The following is a 19,884-nucleotide window of genomic DNA, read 5'->3' as shown; positions in this document are numbered from 1 at the left end:
GCTCTCCTCTGGCATGGGCGCGGCTCAGCGACGTTTCAGGAAGTTGGCCAGCAGCTCATGGCCCTGGCGGGTCAGGATCGACTCGGGGTGGAACTGCACCCCTTCGACATCCAGCTCACGGTGGCGCAGCCCCATGATCAGCCCCGGGGTGACATCGTCATCGTCGCACCAGGCGGTGACCTCGAGGCAGTCAGGCAGGCCCTCGCGCTCCACCACCAGCGAATGGTAGCGCGTTACCTCCAGGGGATCCTCGAGGCCCTCGAAGACCCCCTGGCCGAGGTGGCGGATCCGCGAGGTCTTGCCATGCATCACCTGGGGCGCGCGGACCACCTTGCCGCCATAGACCTGGCCGATGGCCTGGTGACCCAGGCAGATGCCCAGCACGGGGATCCGCCCGGCGAAGCGACGGATGGCCGCCATGGAGATGCCGGCCTCGTCGGGCGTGCAGGGCCCCGGCGAGATCACCAGGTGGCTCGGGGCCAGGGCCTCGATCTCCTCCAGGGTAATGGCGTCGTTGCGGTGGGTCACCACCTCGGCGCCCAGCTCCCCCAGGTACTGCACCACGTTGAAGGTGAAGCTGTCATAGTTGTCGATCATCAGCACGGACATGGCAGGCTCTCCGGCACTCGCCCGGCCAGCGCCGGACAACAGGAATCAGGGGTCACTCGAGGTTATCCAGGCCACGCTCGGCCATGGCCACGGCACGGAACAGGGCGCGGCCCTTGTTGAGCGTCTCCTGCCACTCCATCTCGGGCACCGAGTCGGCGACGATGCCCGCGCCGGCCTGGACGTGCAGTTGGCCATCCTTGATCACCGCCGTGCGGATGGCGATGGCGGTGTCCATGTTGCCGTGCCAGGAGAGGTAGCCCACCGCGCCGGAGTAGACGCCGCGCTTGACCGGCTCGACCTCGTCGATGATCTCGAGTGCCCGGATCTTGGGTGCGCCGGACACCGTGCCCGCCGGGAAGGTGGCGCGCAGCACGTCCATGGCGGAAAGCCCCGGCTTCAAGCGCCCGACGACATTGGAGACGATGTGCATCACGTGGGAGTAGCGCTCGACCACCATCCGGTCGGTCACCCTCACCGTGCCGGTCTCGCAGATGCGACCCACGTCGTTGCGCCCCAGGTCGATCAGCATCAGATGCTCGGCGAGCTCCTTGGGATCGGCCAGCAGGTCGGCCTCCAGGGCGCGGTCCTCCTCCTCGCTGTGGCCGCGCTTGCGGGTGCCGGCGATGGGCCGCACCGTCACCTCGCCCTCCTCCAGCCGCGTGAGGATCTCCGGCGAGGAGCCCGCCACCTGATGATCGCCCAGGTTCAGGTAGAACATGTAGGGCGAGGGGTTGAGGCTGCGCAGGGCCCGGTAGAGGTCTAGCGGCGGCGCCTGGTAGGGGATCGACATGCGCTGGGACGGGACGCACTGCATGACATCGCCGGCCAGCACGTACTCCTTGATGGTCTCCACGGCCGCCTTGAATCCCTCCTCGGTGAAGCCCGAGGTGAAGTGCCCCTCCTCCACCGCGGCGCGCCCGGTGCCGGGGCTGATGGTGTTGAGGGTGGCGCTGCGCAGGCGGACCTCCAGGCGTTCCAGCCGGTCCAGGGCGCGGGCGTAGACGTCCGGCTCGGCGGGGTCGGCATGCGTCCAGAGCGCCAGGCGGCCGGAGAGGTTGTCGAACACCACCAGGTCGTTGCAGACCATCAGCAGGATGTCCGGCACGCCGATCGGGTCGGGCTTCTCGACGCCTCGAAGGCGCGGTTCGATATAGCGGATGGTGTCGTAGCCGAAGTACCCCACCAGGCCACCGTCGAAGCGCGGCTGGTCATCGAGACGCGGCACCTTGAAGCGGGCCTGGAACTGCTCGATCCAGGCCAGCGGATCCTCCACCTCGCCGGCGCCCTGGAGCTCGCCATCGACGATATGGCTGACGGTGAAGCCACGGACCTCGAGGCGCTCTCGGCAGGGCAGCCCGATGATCGAGTAGCGCCCCCACTTCTCGCCGCCCTGCACGGACTCCAGCAGGAAGGTCCAGGGCGCGTCGGCCAGCTTGAGATAGGTGGAAAGCGGCGTGTCGAGGTCGGCCAGCACCTCGCGGGTAACCGGAATGCGGTTGTAGCCGGCGTCGGCCAGCTCGTGGAAGCGTTCGGGAGTCATCATGCCCGGGTCCTCGATGTGACGGGTTGGCGATGGCGGGCGCAGGGACGCCGCGGGTCAGGCTCGCGAGGCGAGCGTCACCATCGCCAGCCGCCGCGGGCAGGCGAACGGGGCAGGCGTCGGACGGCGGTCGAGAGGGGGTCCGGCTTCGTGCGGCTGATCATCGAGGGGTTTCCGCGTCTTATAGCAATAACATATTGATTGGGCCGCGCTTATAGCATTAGCCGGACTCACGTTAAACGAGTTCCGCCAGCGATTCAACCACGCCATCCGGGGCGCTATCGCGCACCGGCTCGCCGTGATTGTAGCCGTAGGGCACGGCCAGCGTGCGGAAACCCGCGGCGCGGCCGGCCTCGATGTCATGGCGCGAGTCACCGACCATCAGGCAGGCCGAGGGCGAGACGTCGAAGTGGGCCGCCACATGCAGCAGCGGGGCCGGGTCGGGCTTCTTCTGCGCCAGGCTGTCGCCCCCCAGGCAGAGGCCGAAGTGCGCCTGCAGGCCGAAGGCCTCGAGGATCGGCGCGATGAAGGCGCTGGGCTTGTTGGTCACCAGCGCCAGGGGCAGCCCCCGGTCGTGCAGGGCGTCCAGCGCCTGCCGCACCCCGGGATAGAGCCGGGTGCGGGCGCTGGGGTCGCGACCGTAGTGGTGGAGGAAGCCCTGGTGGGCCCGGGCCAGCAGCCCCGCCTCGGGGTCCCGGCCCAGGGCGTCCCGCAGGGCGCGCTCCATCAGCCTGAGCGAGCCATTGCCCACCCAGTCGCGGACCCGGGGCTCGCCGGGGGGCGCCAGGTCGAGATCCGCGAGGGCGGCGTCCACCGCCGCGGCCAGGTCGGGCACGGAGTCGACGAGGGTCCCGTCCAGGTCGAAGGTCACCAGACGGATGTCGTTCAGTAGGGGGTGCATGATGCCTCTCGCGATGCGGTCGGGCGAACATTATGCCGGACAGGCCATGGGCAGGAAATCGGGCAAGAGCTTATGCTGGAGACCCGTCCCTTATCTGGAGTCGCTGCATGAGTGTGCCAAGAATCGTCGTGGTCGGGGGTGGTGCCGGCGGCCTCGAACTGGTCACGCGCCTAGGCCGCAAGCTCGGCAGGCGCGGGCGAGCCGAGATCGTGCTGGTCGACCGCAATGCGACGCACATCTGGAAGCCGCTGCTGCATGAGGTCGCTACCGGGGCGCTGGATTCGGGGCTCGACGAGATCTCCTATCAGGGGCACTCCGCCGTCCATGGCTACCGCTTCCAGCGCGGCACCCTGTGTGATATCGACCGCGAGGCTCGCACCCTGAACCTGGCCCCCATCCTCGACGAGGACGGCAGCGAAGTGCTGCCCTCCCGCATGCTCGAGTACGACCTCCTGGTGCTGGCGCTGGGCAGCGTCAGTCATGACTTCGACACGCCGGGCGTCGGCGAGCATTGCCACTTCCTCGACAGCCCGCAGCAGGCCGAGGCCTTCCGCCGGGACATGCTCAATACCTTCCTGCGCTACAACAATCCGCGCCGGGACAAGCATGCGCGCATGGTCGTCGGCATCGTCGGCGCCGGCGCCACCGGGGTGGAACTGGCGGCGGAACTCCACGAAGCCTCGCGCATGCTGCAAAGCTACGGCGTCACGGACCTGGACAGTGACCACCTCGAGGTTCACCTGCTCGAGGCCGCCCCCCGCATCCTGCCGGCCCTGCCCGAGCGCATCAGCCAGGCGGTCCACCAGGAACTGGAGGGCCTCGGCGTGCGCCTCCATCCCGCCACCCGCGTGACCCGGGTGGAGGCCGACGCGATCCATACCGCCGATGGCAAGCGCATCGACACGGATCTCGCCGTCTGGGCGGCGGGCATCAAGGCCCCGCCCTTCCTCTCAGAGCTGGGACTGCCGACGGAGTCCAATCACCGACTCAAGGTTCACGCGACCCTGCAGAGCACGGAAGACCCCCTTGTCTTCGCCATGGGAGACTGTGCCAGCTGCCCCCAGCGCGATGGCAGCACGGTGCCCCCGCGCGCCCAGGCCGCCCACCAGCAGGTCGCGACGCTCTATCGCAACCTGCGGGCACAATTGGACGGCAGGCCGCTCAAGCCCTTTGTCTACCGGGACCGGGGATCGCTGATCTCGCTGGCGCACTTCGAGGCCGTCGGCAGCCTGATGCGCGGGGCCTCGGCACGGAGCCTGTTCATCGAGGGCCACCTGGCGAAGTTCTTCTACGCCTCGCTCTACCGCATGCACCAGCGTGCCATCCACGGCACGCTCAAGACGGGCCTCATCGTGGTGGTGGATGGCATCAACCGCTTCCTCAAGCCACGCATGAAGCTACACTGACCCAGCCCCTTCATCCGGACTGACCGTCAGGCCATCGGGACCTCTCCCGGCTCCACCTGCCGCTGTGCCAGCCAGGTGCGCTTGGCCCGCGCGGTCAGGCGCTTCAGGCGTGCCTCCAGGCGCAATGCCTCACCGCGGCTGCCGACGGGTTCCTGGTGACGAAGCACCAGCGGTCCCTTGCCGCGCAGCGCCTTGGCCCCCCGGCCGGCACGGTGTTCGGCCAGGCGCCGGGCCACGTCCGTGGTGATCCCGGTATACAGCGCACCGCCGGCCGTCTCCACCAGGTAGAGATGCCACAGGGGAGCAGGAACCGCCTCCTTCACGGGGCGCCCTATGCCCTGGCCAGCTGGTCGCGGAATTCGCGGATGACGCTGTCGTAGCGGTGCGGGTCGGCCTCGTTGCGCGCCTTGAACACCGCCGAGCCGGCCACGAAGGTATCGGCACCGGCCCGGGCGATCTCGGCGATGTTGTCGACCTTCACCCCGCCATCGATCTCCAGGCGGATCGGGCGACCCGAGGCATCGATGCGGCGGCGCGCCTCGCGCAGCTTGTCCAGGGTCCCAGGGATGAACGACTGGCCCCCGAAGCCGGGATTGACGCTCATCAGCAGGATCATGTCGATCTTGTCCATCACGTGGTCGAGATGGGAGAGCGGCGTGGCCGGGTTGAACACCAGGCCGGTCTGGCAGCCACCGTCACGGATCAGCTGCAGCGAGCGGTCGATGTGATCCGAGGCCTCCGGGTGGAAGGTGATGTAGCTGGCCCCGGCATCGATGAAGTCGCCGATCAGCCGATCCACCGGCTTGACCATCAGGTGGGCGTCGATGGGTGCGCTCACCCCGTGCTTGCGCAGGGCCTCGCAGACCATCGGCCCGATCGTGAGGTTCGGTACATAGTGGTTGTCCATCACGTCGAAGTGGACGATGTCGGCGCCAGAGGCCAGGACATCATCCACTTCCGCGCCCAGCCGGGCGAAATCGGCGGAGAGGATGGAAGGAGCGATGAGGAAGTCGCGGGTCGTGTCGGTCATGGAGTCGTCCGTCATGGGGGTGTGCAGGCGATCACGCGATCCCGGGCATTCTACCAGAGGCCCGCGAGGGTCAGGACCTCGCCCGGCGCCTCATGCGGGCTCCCGCCCTGCACCGCCGACGGTGCCGCGTCTCCGAGCATGGCGCCCCGTGCCGTCAGCGTGACCAGGCCATGAGCGACTCCTGCTCCCCGGTCTCCGGGTCCTCACGCTCATCGACGATGCTGAACCCCAGCCGCCGGTAGAAGGAGACGGCCCTCACGTTGCGCGAATAGACCCACAGGGTGATGCATTGGTGACCCTCCATGGCGTGGGCCATCAGGCCGGAACCATGGCCGAAGCTCTGCACCTCGGGATCCACGAACAGCGCCTCGAGATGATCACCGTGCATGGCGCAGAAGCCGATCACGCGTCGGCCGGCCTCCAGCACCTGCACCTCGCAGGCGGGAAGGCGGCGAAGCGCCATGTCATCGGCACGTGCCTTCCAGCAGGCCTCGGAGATGAAGGGGTGAGCCTGCTGGGAGGCGCGCAGCCAGATGTCGACAAGCTGCGGGAACTCCTCCCGGGTGGCGGGTCGGATCATGTCGCGGCTCCTGTGGCTATCACTGCAGTGTAACCCCTCGCACGGGACGGGTCGCCCCACCGGTTTCGGCCACCAGAGCCGGGGGATATACTCGGAGCCCTGCGATCATCGGGAGACTTTCCATGCAGCGTCGTCACTTCCTGGGTGCCTGTGCCCTGCTCCTCGCCACCGGCTGGCTGGCCGGCTGTGCCAGCCCTCACTATCTGCAGCTCGACCCCAGGCGTACGGCCCAGGTGCCGCAGAGCGGCAGCGGTCAGGAGGTCACCGTGACGGCCGTGGATGGTCGTGACAGCGAGGTGATCGGCACCCGGACCGGCAGTGCCATGTCCACCGCCGTGATCACCGTGAACGCCCACGAACTGGTGCCGCGGCTGCAGGCGGAGGCGGAACGCGCGGTGCGGGAAATGGGCTTCACCCCGACCACCGAGCGCGCCGAGGGACGACCCAGCCTGACGCTGACCCTGGACCACCTGGGCTACGAGCGTGGCGAGAGCCGTCCGGTCATCGACGAGGCACGGCTCGAGGCAGTGCTGGTCGCCGAGGCGATCAACGGCGGCAACACCTATACCGGCACCTATACCTCACGCCGCACCCAGAGCTATGCGGTGCGCCCCGACAAGGAGGCCAACACCCGCATGGTCAACGAGTTGCTCTCCGACAGCCTCGACCGTGCCTTCCGCGACCCCGAGCTGGGACGCCTGCTGGCACGCTGAACGCCTCAGGTCAGCGGGCCCCGGCGCTCCAGCGCCCAGGCACTCTCGCGAAAGCCGTTGGGCTCCGGCTCGCCGTCCTCCAGGTGGGTGATGCGGAAGTTGGGCTCGAACAGCTCGCGCACTTCCTCGGCGGACACGCTGAATGGTGGCCCCCCCGGGCCACGCGTCAGGCTGATCAGCAGCCCTCGAGCACCGGGGGGGATCAGCTGGGCCAGGTGGAAGGCGTAGCGCTGGCGGGTGGCCGCCGGCAGGGCGATCAAGGCGGCGCGGTCGTAGAAGGCCCCGATCTCCGCCGCCTGTTCGATATGGAAGTGGAAGAAGTCGCCGCTCCAGAGCTCCACGCTGCCCTGGCGACAGATGTCGAAACCGGCCTGACGGTAGCGGGTCACCTCCCCCACGCCCTCGGCGACGAACGCCTCGATGGCCTGCCCGGCCAGCTCGATGCCCAGCACCGGATGGTCATGGCGCGCCAGCCAGCGCATGTCCAGGCTCTTGCCGCACAACGGCACCAGCACCTTGGTGCCGGCCCGCACCCCCAGGCCGGGCCAGTAGCGGACCAGTAGCGGATGAGGCCGGTCACGGTGGAAACCGATGCGCCCCTCGCGCCAGCGCTCCAGCCATTCGTTGGCCATCACTCCCCCTGCCGGCCCGGCATCAGAACCAGCGATCTCGCTTGCGGCGACGACGCGGCAGGTGGGGCACGATCAGCCCCACCAGCAGGCCGGCCCCGGCGACCCCGCCACCGTACATGAAGTAGCGCATCAGCAGGTCTTCCTCCTGGGTATCCAGGCGGGCCTGGAGCTCGCGGATGGTGGAGCGCGACTGCTCGGTCTCCCCCTCGAGCGCCGAGTTGTGCGCCTCGAGCTCGGCGATGCGCCGCTCGCGGACCTCGAGGGTCTCGGTCATCGACGCGGTACGGCTCTCCCAGGTGTCGTTGATGCCGGAAAGCTCGTCGGTCAGCTCCTCCACCCGGGCTTCCAGCGCGGGCAGTTGCTGCTGGGCGCTGGGGTCCTCCTGCAGCTCGCTGCTGAGCACCCAGACGTCGTCGCCATCGGCGTCCTCCACCCGGCTGTAGTCGCCGCTGGTCTCGAGGACCGTCACCGGCTCGCCGGCGGTCAGGGTGCCGACGATCCGATAGCCGTCGGTCGGGCCACTGCGCACATAGGTGGTGAGCTCATCCGACACCCAGGCGGTGCCGTCGGCCGCCTCCTGGGCATGCAACATGGGGGGGAGCGTCGCGAGCGCCACGCCCAGTGTCAGAATCTTGAGTCTATGTATCGTCATGCCGTTATCCTGGCTGTCCAAGGCTCGCGTGTCGCGGCTCTGTCGCGTAGGGCGCACCACCTGCGGACGTCCCTGCCGGCCGCGGCGGCGATGCTGTTCGTGGTATCGGGTTACCCACAGCGACTGTGGACAACCATCGGGAAAACCGCTGGAAAGCCACCCGCAGCCGGCATGCCAACCGCCCCTTGCCGCTGCCGGTCACTTTCTGACCAGGGCACGCACCCGTGCCCGCCCCTTGAAGGCGCACAGGGTACCACAGTCGCGCCGGCCGTCAGCTGGCCCCGATGGCGGCCGCCGCGTATAATATGGGGTCTTGTCCGGGTGGCCATTCGGCCATCTGCCAACGTCCATCCACCGGTGCACCGTCGCGCCAGATGCCGCGACCTATTCTTATGGCGAAGAAACTCTTCATCAAGACGCATGGCTGCCAGATGAACGAGTACGACTCCGCGCGCATGGCGGATCTGCTCGGCGAATCCCATCAGCTCGAGCTCACCGACGACGAGCGCGATGCCGACGTCATCCTGCTCAACACCTGCTCCATTCGCGAGAAGGCCCAGGAAAAGGTGTTCCACCAGCTGGGGCGCTGGAAGAAGCTCAAGGAGGCCAACCCCGACCTGGTGATCGGCGTCGGGGGCTGCGTGGCCAGCCAGGAGGGCGAGGCGCTGCGCAAGCGCGCGCCCCATGTCGACATGGTGTTCGGGCCCCAGACCCTGCATCGCGTGCCGTCCATGCTCGACTCGCGGCGCAACGACCAGATCTCGGTGGTCGACGTCACCTTTCCCGAGATCGAGAAGTTCGACCACCTGCCCAAGCCGAGTTCCGACGGCGCCACCGCCTTCGTCTCGGTGATGGAGGGCTGCTCCAAGTACTGCACCTTCTGCGTGGTGCCCTATACCCGCGGCGAGGAGGTCTCGCGCCCCTTCGAGGCAGTGATGGAGGAGGTGATCCACCTGGCCGACCAGGGCGTGCGCGAGATCAACTTGCTGGGGCAGAACGTCAATGCCTACCGCGGCGAGAACCAGCTGGGCGACGAGATCGACCTGGCCGAGCTGATCAGCTGCGTGGCGGCGGTGGAGGGCATCGACCGGATCCGCTTCACCACTTCCCATCCCGTGGAGTTCTCCGACAGCCTGATCGAGGCCTACGGGGAGATCCCCGAGCTGGTCAGCCACCTGCACCTCCCGGTGCAGGCCGGGTCGGATCGCGTGCTCGCCGCCATGAAGCGCGGCCACACCATCGAGGAGTACGTCGAGAAGATGGAGCGCATCCGCGCACTGCGCCCGGACATCAGCTTCTCCTCGGACTTCATCATCGGCTTCCCCGGCGAAACCGAGGCGGACTTCGAGGCCACCATGGACCTGATCCACCGCATCGGCTTCGACCACTCCTTCAGCTTCGTCTACTCGGCACGCCCCGGCACGCCGGCAGCCAGCCTCGAGGACGACACCCCGCAAGGCATCAAGAAGCAGCGCCTGGCGATCCTCCAGGAGCGCATCAACCAGCAGGCGATGCAGATCAGCCGGCGCATGGTGGGCACCACCCAGCGCATCCTGGTCACCGGCTTCTCGCCGAAGGACCCGGGGCAGCTCTCCGGGCGCACCGAGAACAACCGCGTGGTCAACTTCCGTGCCGCCAACCCCTTCGAGCTGATCGGCTACTTCGTCGACGTGGAGATCAGCGAGGCGCTGCCCAACTCGCTGCGCGGCGAGCTGGCCTCCCCTGCTCGCTTCTGAGTGCCACGATTGCCCCGGCCAAGGCCGGGGCAGTAAGCTGACCCCCACATTCCCTTAAACGGATCCCCCTGCCTTGAGCCAGCCATCTTCCACGGCCAATCGCATCGTCACCCTGAACCTCGAGCCCAACGACCCCCGGCGCCTGGCCAACCTCTGCGGCCAGCGGGACGAACATCTCAAGCTGGTCGAGTCGCGGCTCGGCATCACCCTGCGCAACCGCGGTAACATCTTCCAGCTCGCCGGACCGACCCATCGCGTCAAGGCGGCCGCCAACGTGCTGGAACACCTCTATCGCGAGACCGAGGCCAGCGACCTGGAGCCGGACACCGTGCACCTCTTCCTGCAGGAGTCGGGCCTGGAAGCGCTGGACGAGGAGGAAGGTGGCGAGCCGGAGGACGAGGTGCTGCTGCGTACTCCGCGTACGCTGATCAAGCCCCGCGGCCTCAACCAGCAGGGCTACGTGCAGAGCATTCGCGCCCACGACATCAACTTCGGCATCGGCCCGGCGGGTACCGGCAAGACCTACCTGGCCGTGGCGGCGGCGGTGGAGGCGCTCAACCAGCAAGAAGTGCGCCGCATCCTGCTGGTTCGCCCGGCCGTGGAGGCCGGCGAGAAGCTCGGCTTCCTGCCCGGGGACCTGGCCCAGAAGATCGACCCCTACCTGCGCCCGCTCTACGACGCCCTCTACGAGATGATCGGCTTCGAGCAGGTGGCCAAGCTGATCGAGCGCCAGGTGATCGAGATCGCCCCGCTGGCCTACATGCGCGGGCGCACCCTCAACAACGCCTTCATCATCCTCGACGAGAGCCAGAACACCACCCGCGAGCAGATGAAGATGTTCCTGACCCGCATCGGCTTCGGCTCCACCGCGGTGATCACCGGCGACGTCACCCAGGTCGACCTGCCCCGCGGCCAGACCTCGGGGCTGATCCAGGTGCTCGAGGTACTCAAGGGGACCCCCGGCATCGGCGTGACCCACTTCGCCGCCAAGGACGTGGTGCGCCACCCGCTGGTACAGCGCATCATCGAGGCCTATGACCACTTCGAGGCCGAGCAGGAAGCCTCCGAGCGCGCCCAGCGCGAGGAGCGCGAGTCCCTGCGGCAGGAACGCCTGGAGCGCGCCCGGCAGGACAAGCAGCGCCACGACGACCAGGGGCCCGTCGACTCATGAGCGCCCTGCTCATCGACCGCCAGGTCGCGCTCGAGGTCGACGGCCTGCCGTCACAGGCCGAGCTCGAGGCCTGGGTGGCCGTGGTGCTGGCCCGTCATGCCGATGAGCCACGCCACGAGCTCACCATCCGCTTCGTCGATGACGCCGAGAGTCGGGCCCTCAATCGCGACTACCGCGGCAGGGACAGGCCCACCAACGTGCTCTCCTTCCCTTTCGAGAACCCGCCCGGGGTCGATCTGGGGCTGCTCGGTGACCTGGTGGTCTGCCACCCGGTGGTGGTCCGCGAGGCCGCGGAGCAGGACAAGTCGCTGCGCGCTCACTACGCTCACATGGTGGTCCACGGCACCCTGCACCTGCTGGGTCATGACCACCTGGAGGAGACCGAGGCCGAGGCCATGGAGGCCCTCGAGCGTGAGATACTCGCGTCGCTGGGGATCGCCGACCCCTATGCGCCGTCGAATCACGATTCCGATACCGAGGACGAGAGAGCCGACGCATGAGCGAAGACCGATCGAGCAGTCAGGGCAGCAAGTCCTGGCTCGACAAGCTGTTCAGTGCCCTGTCCAGCGACAGCGATGAACCCAGCTCTCGCGACGAACTGCTGGAGTTCCTGCGCCAGGCAGGTTCCCGCCTCAAGCTCGACCAGGACGCCATGATGATCATCGAGGGCGCCCTGAACATCAGCGACCAGCAGGTGCGCGAGGTCCTCATCCCTCGCTCCCAGATCACCGCCATCGCCCTCGACCAGCCCCTCGAGGAATACCTGCCGGTAATACTCGAGACCGGCCACTCCCGCTATCCGGTGATTGGCGAGAACCTCGACGAGGTCAAGGGCATCCTGCTGGCCAAGGACCTGCTCCCGCTGCTGCGTGGCGGCCAGGGGAACGGCATGCCCTTCCAGCTCGACGAGGTGCTGCGACCGGCCATGTTCGTGCCCGAGTCGAAGCGCCTCAACAGCCTGCTCAAGGAGTTCCAGGACACCCGCAACCACATGGCGGTGGTGGTGGACGAGTATGGCGGCACGGCGGGCATCGTCACCATCGAGGACATCCTCGAGGAGATCGTCGGCGAGATCGAGGACGAGCACGACATCGACGAGGAGATCGATATCCGCGAGCTGGGGGACGAGCGCTATGCGATTCGCGCCCTGACCACCATCGAGGACTTCAACGACCGCTTCGGCACCCGCTTCTCGGACGACGAGTTCGACACCCTCGGCGGCCTGGTGATGCAGCGCTTCGGGCACCTGCCGGGACGCGGCGAACACACCGAGATCGGTGGCTGGCGCTTCACGGTACTCAACGCCGACAACCGCCGCATCCGCCTGCTCGAGGCCGAACCCTGCGAGGAGAGCGCCGAGGAGTGACGCGGCCCCATGACCACGGATGGACACCATGGCTGACGCCCGACTGACCCCGGCACTGGGCTGCCTGGCGGCCCTGCTCGCCGGCGGCCTGACCACCCTCAGTGCCGCTCCCTTCGCGCTCTGGTGGCTGGGCCCGGTGGCCGCCGGTCTGGTCTACCTGGGACTGCATGCGTTGACGCCCGCCCAGGCGGCGCTTCGCGGCTGGTGCTACGGGCTGGGCCTGTTCGGCTCCGGGGCCTCCTGGGTCTACGTCTCGATCCATGACTACGGCTACACCGGCGTGCCCCTGGCGCTCTTGCTCACCGCGCTGTTCGTCGCCGGCCTGGCGCTGTTCTTCGCCCTCACCCTCTGGCTCTACCGGCGGCTGTGCGGGCCGCGCCTCGCCGCGCTGAGCTTCGCGGGCGCCTGGGTACTGGGCGAGTGGCTGCGCACCTGGCTGTTCACCGGCTTCCCCTGGCTGCTGCTGGGCAGCGCCCAGGTCGATTCTCCGCTGGCCCCCTGGGCCCCGGTGGGCGGCGTCTACCTGCTGACGCTGATCACCGCCCTCACCGGCAGCCTCGGCGTCGAGCTCCTTCGCCGCCGCGCCTGGGCCGCCGCGCCGCTCGCCGCGCTGTGGCTGGTGCCGCTGGCCCTGCCCGCCCAGTGGACCTCCCCCGCCGGCGAGCCGGTGCGCGTCGCCCTGCTCCAGGGCAACCTCCCCCAGCTGATCAAGTGGACCCCCGAGGGGCAGCGCCGCGCGGTCGACACCTATCTCTCGATGACCCGCGAACTGGAGACGGACGTCGACCTGGTGATCTGGCCCGAGGCCGCCCTGCCCATGTTCGAGGACCAGGCCGCCCCCCACCTCGACCGGGCCCGGGCCGGCCTGCCGAGGGACACCGACCTGCTCACCGGCATCCTGCAGCGTGACGACGAGGGCCGCTACTACAACAGCGTCGTCGGTCGGGGCGACGTGGAGGGCGAGTATCGCAAGGCCCACCTGGTGCCGTTCGGCGAGTACCTGCCGCTGGAGAGCCTGCTGCGCGGGGCCATCGCCTTCTTCGACCTGCCGGCGCCGACCATGGCCCCGGGACCGGCCAACCAGGCGCCGATCCGCGCCGGCGAGCTGACCATCGGCAACGCCATCTGCTACGAGATCATCTATGCCGACCTGGTGGCCTCGCGAGCCCGCGATGCCGGGGTCCTGCTCACCGTCTCCAACGACACCTGGTTCGGGCGCTCCATCGGGCCGCTGCAGCACCTGCAGATGGCCCGCCTGAGGGCCCTGGAGAACGGCCGCCCGGTGGTGCGTGCCACCAGCAACGGCGTGACTGCCCTCATCGACCCGCAGGGCAGGGTCACGGCCCGGGCCCCGCAGTTCGAGGCCACCGTCCTCGAGGGCGAGGTCACGCCCATGCAAGGCCTCACGCCCTTTACCCGCACGGGCAGCTGGCCAGCCTGGCTGCTGGCGGCCCTGCTGGTGCTGCCGGGGATTCAGCGCCGAGCGCCGAGCCAATAGCAGCCAAAATAGCAGCCAAGCAGCCAAGCAGCCAAGCAGCCAAGCAGCCAAGCAGCCAAGCAGCCAAGCAGCCATCAGTGTGTGCTGCTCCCGAAAAAAGCGAACCCCGAGGTCATGGCCTCGGGGTTCGCTTGTAGCTCGGCGCTTGTAGCTCGGCGCTTGTAGCTCGGCGCTTGTAGCTCGGCGCTTACTTCTCGCCCAGCACCTCGGGGATGGTCATGCGCACATAGCGCCCCGGGGCCGGCTCGAGGATATCGAGCTCGCCGTCACCGGGCTGTCGCGCCGGCACCAGCTTCTCGGTGTCCACATAGCCGTTCTCGGTGATCCACGCCTGCCAGTGGGGCCACCAGGAGCCCTCATGGGGCTCGGCGCCCTCCAGCCACTCCTCGGCGGTGCCCGGCAGCTCGTCGTTGGTCCAGTAGCCATACTTGTTCTTGCTGGGCGGATTGACGATCCCGGCGATATGGCCGGAGCCACCCAGCACGAACTTGACCGGCCCCTTGGGCAGCAGGGCGCCGTAGTAGGTGCTGTTCCACTTGGCGATGTGGTCTTCCCGGGTGGAGATGAAGTAGCTCGGCGTGGAGATCTTGCGCAGGTCGATCTTGACCCCGTCGAGCTCGATGCCACCCGGCTGGACCAGACGGTTCTCCAGGTACATGTGCCGCAGGTACCAGGCGTGGGTCCCGGCCGGCAGGTTGGTGCCGTCGGTGTTCCAGTAGAGCAGGTCGAAGGGGGCGGGTGCATCGCCCTTCAGGTAGTTATTGATGTAGAAGGACCAGAAGAGGTCGTTCTCGCGCAGCAGGTTGAAGGAGTAGGCCATGACCCGGCCGTCGAGGTAGCCATCCCGCTCGAGCTTGGCCTCGATGCCCTCGAGAACCGGCTCGGAGAGGAAGACACCGATCTCGCCCGGATCGCGGAAATCCTGCAGGGTCGCCATGTAGGTCACCGACTTGACCTTGCGGCCACGCCGGGTGCTGGTCAGGTAGGCCACGGTCGAGGCGGCGAGGGTCCCGCCGATGCAATAGCTCATCAGGTTGACCGACTTCTCGCCGGTGGCCTGCTCGATGGCCCCCATGGCGGCGATGGGGCCCATCTGCATGTAGTCGGCCCAGGTCAGGTCACGCTGGTCGGGGCCGGGGTTGCGCCAGGAGATCAGGAAGACGGTGTGGCCCTGCTCCACCAGCCAGCGCACCAGGGAGTTGTCCTGACGAAGATCGAGGATGTAGTACTTGTTGATCCAGGGCGGCACCACCAGCAGCGGGGTCTTGTAGACCTGCTCGGTGGCCGGCGTGTACTGGATCAGCTGGATCAGCTCGTTCTCGTAGACCACCGCCCCCGGGGTGACGGCGATGTTCTCGCCGATTTCGAAGGCGCTGCGATCGGTCATGGTGACATTGAGACCCTCGGCGGAGTTGGCCAGGTCCTCGCGCAGCCGGGCCAGGCCCTCGACCAGGTTCTGGCCACGGGTCTCCATGGTCTTGCGCATCACCTCGGGGTTGGTGGTGACGAAGTTGGTCGGCGCCATGGCATTGACCAGCTGGCGTGCATAGAACCCGAGGTTGCGTTTCTGGTCCTCCGAGAGGCCATCCAGGCGCTCGATCAGCTCTTCCACCATGCGCGAGAACAGTAGGTACTGCTGCATGATCGCCAGGTAGTAGGGATCATCGCGCCAGGCATCGTCCCGGAAGCGGCGGTCGCCCTTGTCCGGGGTGATCAGCGGCTCGACCTCCTCGCCGGCGAGGCTGCGCAGCGACTGCTGCCACAGCTGGAACTGGTCCTGGAGCAGCCGGGACTGGGTCTGCCACAGCAGGGGCGGGTTCTGCATCAGCGACTGGGCACCGGCCTGAAAGCACTGGCGCATGTCTTCATGGACCGATTCCGCGGCATCGCTGGGCACCATGCGTGCCAGCAGATCCTGCATCAAGGCCTTGTATTCCTCGCCGATCACGGCGAGCTGGGCATTCCACGCCTCGAGCTCGGCCTGTGTCGGTGCTTGCACCCCTGACTGCATTGACCCCTCCTGTTATTCATCAAGGCCGGTGTTGCTGACGGCCGGACACTGACACCGGCCTAAGGCCTTGTAGTCTGTTACCGCATCACCTTGCGACGGGCAAGGCTTGGCCAACCACGGCAAGGTCCGGCACCCGGGATCCGGGCACCGGACAGGCACGGCTAGCTTATCCTGTTATCAGCGCTTGCGCGACGAGGACTGGCTGGTCGCCTTGGCGGGCTCATCCGATTTCGGTGCCTCGCCCTTGGCGGCCTGGCCCGCCTTCTCGGCCTGCTCGGCGAGCTGCTTGCCCGACTCGGCATAGAGCTTCTCGAGCTCGGCCTTGAACTCCAGGCTCATCTCGCTCATCGCCTTGGCATCCTCGAGCATCTGCTTGGAGAGCTCGTTCATCATCTCGGCCTGGCGGGTGCCGAAGTCGCGCATGCTCTCGGCGTCGGTCACTTCGCCGGCGTCTCGCATGCGCTCGGTGCCCATCTGGCTGTAGCGCTTCATGGACTCCATCTGATACTGGGTCATCTTCTCCATGTTGTTCAGCATCAGGGAGTTGAGCTTGCGCATCGGTTCGAAGAACTGACGGGTCTGCTCGTTGAATGCGTTGATCATCTTGTCTTGGTCTTGCATGTCGAACTCCTCCTGGAGGATCGATAACGAACGGCTTGCTGCACTGCACAAAGCCTAGTCTGCCACCAGCTGTGTTGCAACCGTATTAATGGCGCCCCCCGCGAAGGTCGAATGCGCCCCGTCGGCTTCCGCCGTCAACTCTCGCGCTTGCTGCGGGAGCGGGCACTGGCCGTGGACTTGCGGGAGGTGCTGCCCGCGCTGGACTTCCCGGCTGAGCCACCGGACGACTTACCCGAACTCCCGGACTCCCCCGCGTCCGTCTTCTGGCCTCCCTTCTGGTCTCCGCTCGCTGTCCCGCCGCCGCTGCTCGCGGAACTGGCGGCCTTGGTCAGCATGTCGAGCATCATCTGCTGGTAGTTGCCGAAGCTGGACAGGCCCTGGGAGAGCCCCTGGGAGAGGTTCTGGGACAAGCCGGGCTGCTGCAGGAAGGGTTGCATCAGGCTCATCGGGTCATACCCTTCCGTACCCGACTCCATCTGCTTGTAGATCCGATTCAGCAGGTCCTTCTGGAAGGCCTCCACGTCCGGCAGGCCCAGCGCCCGGCGAAACTCCTCGGGGGTCAGGTCGAACTCGACGTTGATCTTCATGGCGTCACTCTTGTGGATGGTCCACTGAAGTGTAGCAGCCATGCCGGATAGCGCGGCTCAGCGCAATCGGGGCGTCGACACCTGGACCTCGGCATTCTGGCCGCGGTGACGCAGCAGGTGGTCCATAAGCGTCAGCGCCATCATCGCCTCGGCGATGGGCGTGGCACGGATGCCCACGCAGGGGTCGTGGCGCCCCCTGGTAACCACCTCGACCGGGTGGCCATGGACGTCGATGCTGCGCCCCGGCGTGGTGATGCTGGAGGTAGGCTTGAGCGCCAGATGGGCGATGATCGCCTGACCGCTGGAGATGCCGCCGAGCACCCCGCCGGCATGGTTGGAAAGGAAGCCCTCGGGGGTCATCTCGTCGCGATGCTCGCTGCCGCGGCTTGCCACGGCGGCGAACCCGTCGCCGATCTCCACGCCCTTCACCGCGTTGATGCTCATCAGGCCGTGGGCCAGTTCGGCGTCCAGGCGATCGAACACCGGCTCGCCAAGCCCCGGCGGCACGCCCTCTGCCACCACGCTGATCCTTGCCCCCACCGAGTCCTGGTCACGGCGCAGCTGGTCCATGTAGGCCTCGAGCTCCGCCACGCGATCGGGGTCGGGGCAGAAGAAGGGGTTCTCGTCCACCGCGTCCCACTGCTTGAAGTCGATGGCAATCGGGCCGAGCTGGCTCATGTAACCGCGGACGGAGATCCCCTGCGCGGCAAGATACTTCTTGGCGATGGCCCCGGCCGCCACTCGCATGGCGGTCTCCCGGGCACTGGAGCGCCCGCCGCCGCGGTAGTCGCGGATACCGTACTTGTGGTGGTAGCTGTAGTCGGCGTGGGCCGGGCGGAACTGGTCCTTGATCTTCGAGTAGTCCTTGGAGCGCTGGTCGGTGTTCTCGATCATCAGGCCGATGGTCGTGCCGGTGGTCACCCCCTCGAAGACGCCGGAGAGGATCTGTACCCGGTCGGGCTCACGCCGCTGGGTGGTGTGGCGGGAACTGCCGGGGCGACGGCGATCCAGGTCGCGCTGCAGGTCCGCCTCGGTGAGCGGCAGTCCCGGCGGGCAGCCGTCGACGATGGCCCCCAGCGCAGGCCCGTGGCTCTCGCCGAAGGTGGTGACGGTGAACAGCTTGCCGAAGGTGTTGCCGGACATGGGCGCTCCTCCTGGGTCGGGAGATGGAAATCAGGCGAAGGACGCCGCATGGGCGTCGAGTTCTGCAGCGGTCAGGGCAAACACCCCCTGGCCACCGCGTTCGAATTCGAGCCACAGGAAGGGCACCTCGGGGAAGGCAGCCTCCAGGTGATGGTCGGAGTTGCCGACCTCGACGATCAATACGCCCGCGTCGGTGAGGTACTCGCGAGCCTCGCGCAGGATGCGGCGCACGATATCCAGCCCGTCGGCCCCCGCGCCCAGCGCCAATGCCGGCTCGTGGCGGAACTCGGCGGGCATGGTGGTCAGGTCGCGGGTGTCCACATAGGGCGGGTTGCAGACGATCAGGTCATAGCGCTGGCCGGCGAGCCCCGCGAAGAGGTCGGACGCCACGGCACGAACCCGCTCGCCCACCTCGTGGCGGGTGATGTTGATACGGGCCACGGCCAGGGCGTCGGGGCTGATGTCGGCCAGGTCGACCTCGCAGCCGGGCAGGTGCAGCGCCGTGGCGATGCCAATGCAGCCCGATCCGGCGCAGAGGTCGAGCACGCGCCTCGGCGGCTCGACGGGGAACCAGGCGGCGAAGCCATGCTCGATCAGCTCGGCGATGGGCGAGCGGGGAATCAGCACCCGCTCGTCGACGCTGAAGGGGACACCGGCGAAGAAGGCCTCGCCCAACAGGTAGGGCAGCGGGCGGCGGGTCTCGATGCGGGCGCGAACCAGCGACACGATGCGGGCACGCTCCATGGGCAGCAGCCGCGCCTCGAGCACCGCCGGGTCGACGTTCCAGGGCAGGTGCAGGGCGCCCAGCGTCAGCGCCACGGCCTCGTCCCAGGCGGAATCGGTGCCGTGGCCGTAGAAGAGGCTCGCCAGGTGGAACTCGCTGGCGGCCCAGCGCAGGCAGTCGCGCAGGGTGACCAGGCCATCGGCGAGGGCCTCGTCGCTGAGCACGAGGGTGGAGGAAGACGCATCAGGGAGAGATTCAGCCACGGGGCATCCTGGAGTCGGAGGGTTCGGGTCGGGACGAGAGCCGATTGTAACCGGGCCCGCGGTTCACAGCCACGGCAGGGGCGGTATACTGGCGCTTTGCGTCACAAGCCGAATGCCCCATGAGTCGAGACCGCCATCCCTCGGACGAGGACGAGATCAGTGCCTTTCGCCAGGCCCTGAAAGAGGCCGGCGTGCGCCCGATCGCCAGCAACCGGGCCGATCCCGGGCGCCGGCGCCGGGGGGATCCCGCCGCGGCCGAGCGACGGGCCGCGGCGACCTCGGCCCCTGACGACCTCGCCGCGGCCGGTCGCACCTCGGATGGCCGGGTGGAGCCGGTGCGACCCTCCGAGTTCCTCGACTTCGCGCTGCCCGACCTGCCCTGGCGCACCCGCCAGCAGCTCAAGCGCGGGCGCATCGGCTGGGAGGCCGGGCTCGACCTGCATGGCCATACCCTCGAGGAGGCCCGGCAGGAACTGGAGGCCTTCCTGCGCGACGCCGCGAGCCGCCACCGGCGCTGCGTGCTGGTCGTCCACGGCAAGGCCTGGGGCACCACCAGCGACTATCCGGTGATCAAGAGCCACGTGAATGCCTGGCTGCGGGAGTGGCCGAGCGTGCTGGCCTTCTGCTCGGCGACCGCGATCGACGGCGGCACGGGGGCGGTCTACGTGCTGCTCAGGCGGCGCGGCAGTCAGGCCTGACAC

At 68.0% G+C, this 19,884-nt stretch carries 21 protein-coding genes; 8 read left to right on the top strand and 13 right to left on the bottom strand.

The window, feature by feature from the left end:
- Positions 1–24: 24 nt before the first annotated feature.
- The 3 genes from QLQ86_RS12885 to QLQ86_RS12875 all read right to left on the bottom strand — a co-directional run bounded on the left by QLQ86_RS12885 (position 25) and on the right by QLQ86_RS12875 (position 3,050).
- Entirely contained in the window at positions 25–609 is a 585-nt protein-coding gene (locus tag QLQ86_RS12885; protein WP_278033234.1) for an anthranilate synthase component II, read from the bottom strand.
- 52 nt (positions 610–661) lie between these two features.
- Positions 662–2,149: an anthranilate synthase component I gene (gene trpE / locus QLQ86_RS12880; RefSeq protein ID WP_282817230.1), complete on the bottom strand. Its 1,488-nt coding sequence runs from the start codon at positions 2,147–2,149 to the stop codon at positions 662–664.
- Positions 2,150–2,384: 235 nt separating this feature from the next.
- The gene (locus QLQ86_RS12875; protein WP_282817203.1) at positions 2,385–3,050 is read right to left on the bottom strand and encodes a phosphoglycolate phosphatase; all 666 of its coding nucleotides are present in this window, start codon (positions 3,048–3,050) and stop codon (positions 2,385–2,387) included.
- 107 nt (positions 3,051–3,157) lie between these two features.
- Here QLQ86_RS12875 and QLQ86_RS12870 point away from each other — a divergent pair, with 107 nt between their 5' ends.
- A complete protein-coding gene (locus QLQ86_RS12870; RefSeq protein WP_282817202.1) occupies positions 3,158–4,456 on the top strand; it encodes an NAD(P)/FAD-dependent oxidoreductase in 1,299 nt (432 codons plus the stop codon).
- A 26-nt stretch (positions 4,457–4,482) separates the two neighbouring features.
- Here the strand turns inward: QLQ86_RS12870 and QLQ86_RS12865 are convergent, their stop codons facing one another.
- From QLQ86_RS12865 to QLQ86_RS12855, 3 genes are all read right to left on the bottom strand, one after another.
- On the bottom strand, positions 4,483–4,779 hold the full coding sequence (locus QLQ86_RS12865; RefSeq protein WP_282734723.1) for a GIY-YIG nuclease family protein: 297 nt from the start codon (positions 4,777–4,779) through the stop codon (positions 4,483–4,485).
- Between the two features lie 8 nt (positions 4,780–4,787).
- Positions 4,788–5,486 (bottom strand): ribulose-phosphate 3-epimerase, encoded by a 699-nt coding sequence (rpe, locus tag QLQ86_RS12860; RefSeq protein ID WP_282817201.1) that lies wholly within the window; start codon positions 5,484–5,486, stop codon positions 4,788–4,790.
- 154 nt (positions 5,487–5,640) lie between these two features.
- The gene (locus QLQ86_RS12855; RefSeq protein WP_282734725.1) at positions 5,641–6,066 is read right to left on the bottom strand and encodes a GNAT family N-acetyltransferase; all 426 of its coding nucleotides are present in this window, start codon (positions 6,064–6,066) and stop codon (positions 5,641–5,643) included.
- Positions 6,067–6,188: 122 nt separating this feature from the next.
- Between QLQ86_RS12855 and QLQ86_RS12850 the strand changes: the two genes are divergently transcribed.
- Positions 6,189–6,779, top strand: coding sequence for a YajG family lipoprotein (locus QLQ86_RS12850; RefSeq protein WP_282817200.1), 591 nt, complete (start codon positions 6,189–6,191; stop codon positions 6,777–6,779).
- Positions 6,780–6,784: 5 nt separating this feature from the next.
- Here QLQ86_RS12850 and QLQ86_RS12845 read toward each other — a convergent pair whose 3' ends face one another.
- Together QLQ86_RS12845 and QLQ86_RS12840 are read right to left on the bottom strand one after the other, a co-directional pair.
- Complete coding sequence (locus QLQ86_RS12845; RefSeq protein ID WP_282734727.1) at positions 6,785–7,411, bottom strand: class I SAM-dependent methyltransferase; 627 nt, start codon at positions 7,409–7,411, stop codon at positions 6,785–6,787.
- 22 nt (positions 7,412–7,433) lie between these two features.
- Complete coding sequence (locus tag QLQ86_RS12840) at positions 7,434–8,003, bottom strand: TIGR04211 family SH3 domain-containing protein (RefSeq protein WP_282734755.1); 570 nt, start codon at positions 8,001–8,003, stop codon at positions 7,434–7,436.
- 452 nt (positions 8,004–8,455) lie between these two features.
- Here QLQ86_RS12840 and miaB point away from each other — a divergent pair, with 452 nt between their 5' ends.
- The 5 genes from miaB (at position 8,456) to lnt (ending at position 13,834) form a co-directional block, all read left to right on the top strand.
- Positions 8,456–9,799: a tRNA (N6-isopentenyl adenosine(37)-C2)-methylthiotransferase MiaB gene (gene miaB / locus QLQ86_RS12835; protein WP_282817199.1), complete on the top strand. Its 1,344-nt coding sequence runs from the start codon at positions 8,456–8,458 to the stop codon at positions 9,797–9,799.
- Between the two features lie 73 nt (positions 9,800–9,872).
- The gene (locus QLQ86_RS12830) at positions 9,873–10,970 is read left to right on the top strand and encodes a PhoH family protein (RefSeq protein ID WP_282734729.1); all 1,098 of its coding nucleotides are present in this window, start codon (positions 9,873–9,875) and stop codon (positions 10,968–10,970) included.
- Complete coding sequence (gene ybeY, locus QLQ86_RS12825; RefSeq protein ID WP_282734730.1) at positions 10,967–11,470, top strand: rRNA maturation RNase YbeY; 504 nt, start codon at positions 10,967–10,969, stop codon at positions 11,468–11,470. Before QLQ86_RS12830 ends, ybeY begins: the two co-directional genes overlap by 4 nt.
- Positions 11,467–12,336, top strand: a complete 870-nt coding sequence (locus QLQ86_RS12820) for an HlyC/CorC family transporter (RefSeq protein WP_282734731.1) — start codon at positions 11,467–11,469, stop codon at positions 12,334–12,336. The genes ybeY and QLQ86_RS12820 overlap by 4 nt, the downstream gene beginning before the upstream one ends.
- 28 nt (positions 12,337–12,364) lie before the next feature.
- Positions 12,365–13,834, top strand: a complete 1,470-nt coding sequence (gene lnt / locus QLQ86_RS12815; RefSeq protein WP_282817198.1) for an apolipoprotein N-acyltransferase — start codon at positions 12,365–12,367, stop codon at positions 13,832–13,834.
- A gap of 187 nt (positions 13,835–14,021) precedes the next feature.
- Here lnt and phaC read toward each other — a convergent pair whose 3' ends face one another.
- From phaC to prmB, 5 genes are all read right to left on the bottom strand, one after another.
- Positions 14,022–15,845: a class I poly(R)-hydroxyalkanoic acid synthase gene (phaC, locus tag QLQ86_RS12810; RefSeq protein ID WP_282817197.1), complete on the bottom strand. Its 1,824-nt coding sequence runs from the start codon at positions 15,843–15,845 to the stop codon at positions 14,022–14,024.
- Between the two features lie 177 nt (positions 15,846–16,022).
- Positions 16,023–16,466: a phasin family protein gene (locus tag QLQ86_RS12805; RefSeq protein ID WP_282734734.1), complete on the bottom strand. Its 444-nt coding sequence runs from the start codon at positions 16,464–16,466 to the stop codon at positions 16,023–16,025.
- A gap of 134 nt (positions 16,467–16,600) precedes the next feature.
- Positions 16,601–17,053 carry a DUF6489 family protein gene (locus QLQ86_RS12800; protein WP_282734735.1) on the bottom strand — a complete coding sequence of 151 codons (453 nt, stop codon included), beginning with the start codon at positions 17,051–17,053 and terminating at the stop codon, positions 16,601–16,603.
- 57 nt (positions 17,054–17,110) lie between these two features.
- Entirely contained in the window at positions 17,111–18,196 is a 1,086-nt protein-coding gene (aroC, locus tag QLQ86_RS12795; protein ID WP_282734736.1) for a chorismate synthase, read from the bottom strand.
- A 30-nt stretch (positions 18,197–18,226) separates the two neighbouring features.
- Positions 18,227–19,183 (bottom strand): 50S ribosomal protein L3 N(5)-glutamine methyltransferase, encoded by a 957-nt coding sequence (prmB, locus tag QLQ86_RS12790; RefSeq protein ID WP_282734737.1) that lies wholly within the window; start codon positions 19,181–19,183, stop codon positions 18,227–18,229.
- A 119-nt stretch (positions 19,184–19,302) separates the two neighbouring features.
- On the opposite strand from prmB, the gene QLQ86_RS12785 reads away from it, so the two are divergent.
- The gene (locus QLQ86_RS12785; protein WP_282734738.1) at positions 19,303–19,881 is read left to right on the top strand and encodes a Smr/MutS family protein; all 579 of its coding nucleotides are present in this window, start codon (positions 19,303–19,305) and stop codon (positions 19,879–19,881) included.
- Positions 19,882–19,884 lie beyond the last annotated feature (3 nt).

The organism is Halomonas rhizosphaerae, assembly GCF_030012485.1.
Lineage (GTDB): Bacteria > Pseudomonadota > Gammaproteobacteria > Pseudomonadales > Halomonadaceae > Halomonas > Halomonas rhizosphaerae.
This window is presented reverse-complemented; position numbering and strand designations above follow the sequence as displayed.